Raw genomic sequence first — 2,026 nt, forward strand, 5'->3', positions numbered from 1 at the left:
GCAGAAGAACGGGCGCATCACCAACGTCGACCTGGCCGAGGCCGTCGGCCTGTCGCCCAGCCCCTGCCTGATCCGCGTGAAGCGGCTCGAGCAGGCCGGCTACATCGCGGGCTACGGCGCGCAGCTGCGACTGGAGAAGCTGGGCGACACGCTGACGGTGTTCACCGAGGTCACGCTGTCGGACCATCACCGCGAGGACTTCGTGCGCTTCGAGGCCGCGATCCGCGGGGTCGACGAGATCCTCGAGTGCCACCTGGTGAGCGGCGGCTACGACTACCTGCTGAAGTTCACGACGCGCGGCGTCAACCACTACCAGGCGCTGATCGAGGACCTGCTGGAGCGCAACATCGGCATCGAGAAGTACTTCAGCTTCATCGTGATCAAGTCGCCGTTCATCAAGACGCACTACCCGATCGAACGGCTGTTCCCGACCAACCCCTGATCCTGGTGGACCCCTCATGAAGCAGCCCACGCCCGGCCGCAGTGGGCGCTTCGTGCGCCTGGCCGAAACCGCGCGGCCTTCCATCCAGCTGCGCATCGACGGCCAGCCCGCCACCGCGCTCGAAGGCGACACGCTGCTGGTGGCGCTGCTGATGCACGGCCGGCAGCTGCGCCAGTCCGAGTTCGGCGATGGTGCGCGCGCCGGCTTCTGCCTGATGGGCGCCTGCCAGGACTGCTGGGTCTGGGACGATGCCGGCCGGCGCCTGCGCGCCTGCTCGACGGCGGCGCTCGACGGCATGAGCGTGCGCACCGCGCCGCCGGTGTCGCTGTGGCCGCTGACGCCGGAGCTGGCGCAACGCCGGCGTGGCGAGGCGCCGCAATGACGCCGCGCATGGTGGTCGTCGGCACCGGGCCGGCAGGGGTGCGTGCCGCGCAGGCGCTGGTGCAGGCCGGGCTGCGTCCGATCGTCATCGATGAAGGGCGGCGCGACGGCGGCCAGATCTACCGCCGCCAACCGGAAGGCTTCCGGCGCAGCCACGCGACGCTGTATGGCAGCGAGGCCGCGAAGGCGCACTCGCTGCACCGCGACTTCGACGCGCTGCACGGGCAGATCGAGCACCGCAGCGAAACGCTGGCCTGGAACCTGACGGCCGGCCAGTTGCACACCGTGCACGCGCCGAGCGGGCGCACGCAGACGCTGGCCTTCGATGCGCTGATCGTCTGCGCCGGCGCCACCGACCGGTTGATGCCGGTGCCGGGCTGGCAGCGTGCCGGCTGCTACAGCCTGGGTGCGGCGCAGATCGCGCTGAAGGCGCAGGCCTGTGCGATCGGCTCGCGCGTGGTGTTCATCGGCAGCGGGCCGTTGCTGTACCTGGTTGCCGCGCAGTACCTGAAGGCCGGCGCGCGCGTCGAGGCGGTGCTGGACACCGCCCCCGCGTTGCCGGGCTGGGCGGCGCTGCGCGGGCTGCTGCGGCGCCCGCGGCTGCTGCTGCGCGGCATCGCGCTGCAGGCCGCGCTGCGGCGGGCCGGCGTCGCGGTGCTGAACGGCGTGCAGCCGCTGCGCATCGACGGCTCGGCCGGCGACGGCGTGTCGGGTGTCGTGGTGCGCGATGCGCGGGGCATCGAGCGCCGCTTCGAGGCCGATGCGGTCGGCCTCGGCTGGCACCTGCGTGCCGAGACGCAGCTGGCCGACCTGGCGCGCTGCGAGTTCGAGTTCGAGCCGGTGAGCCGGCAGTGGCTGCCGCGCATCGACGACTGCGGGCGCAGCAGCACGCGCGGCGTGTACCTGGCCGGCGACGGCGCGCGCCTGCTCGGCGCCGATGGGGCCGAGGCGGCCGGCCGCCTGGCGGCGCTGGCCGCGCTGCACGACCTGGGGCACGAAGGCGGGCGCACGCGCTTCGCGGCCGAGCAGGCCGGCCTGCAGCGCACGCTGGCGACGATGGACGGCTTCCGCGCGGGGCTGGCGCAGGCCTTCCCGTGGCCGCATGCGCACGCGGCGGCCTTGCCCGACGACGCGGTCGTCTGCCGCTGCGAGGCCGTCACGGCCGGCGAGTTGCGCCACAGCGTGCGGGCGCTGGGCAGCCAG

Annotated in this window: 3 protein-coding genes; all 3 read left to right on the plus strand. The window is 73.4% G+C overall.

All coding sequences use genetic code 11. The features are described from left to right. Positions 1-442 (plus strand): Lrp/AsnC family transcriptional regulator (locus AC1D15_RS29135; protein WP_477828763.1); only part of this gene is annotated, 442 nt, incomplete at its 5' end. Positions 443-458: 16 nt separating this feature from the next. Then, positions 459-824: a (2Fe-2S)-binding protein gene (locus AC1D15_RS29140; RefSeq protein WP_477828764.1), complete on the plus strand. Its 366-nt coding sequence runs from the start codon at positions 459-461 to the stop codon at positions 822-824. Continuing rightward, positions 821-2,026 (plus strand): NAD(P)/FAD-dependent oxidoreductase (locus tag AC1D15_RS29145; RefSeq protein WP_477828765.1); only part of this gene is annotated, 1,206 nt, incomplete at its 3' end. The genes AC1D15_RS29140 and AC1D15_RS29145, both read left to right, overlap by 4 nt.

This window comes from Rhizobacter sp. P2_H2, assembly GCF_056403375.1.

What these genes read in the sequence shown, in the direction of transcription:
- AC1D15_RS29140 (WP_477828764.1), top strand. Translation starts at nt 459, where the DNA reads ATGAAGCAGCCCACGCCCGGCCGCAGTGGGCGCTTCGTGCGCCTGGCC.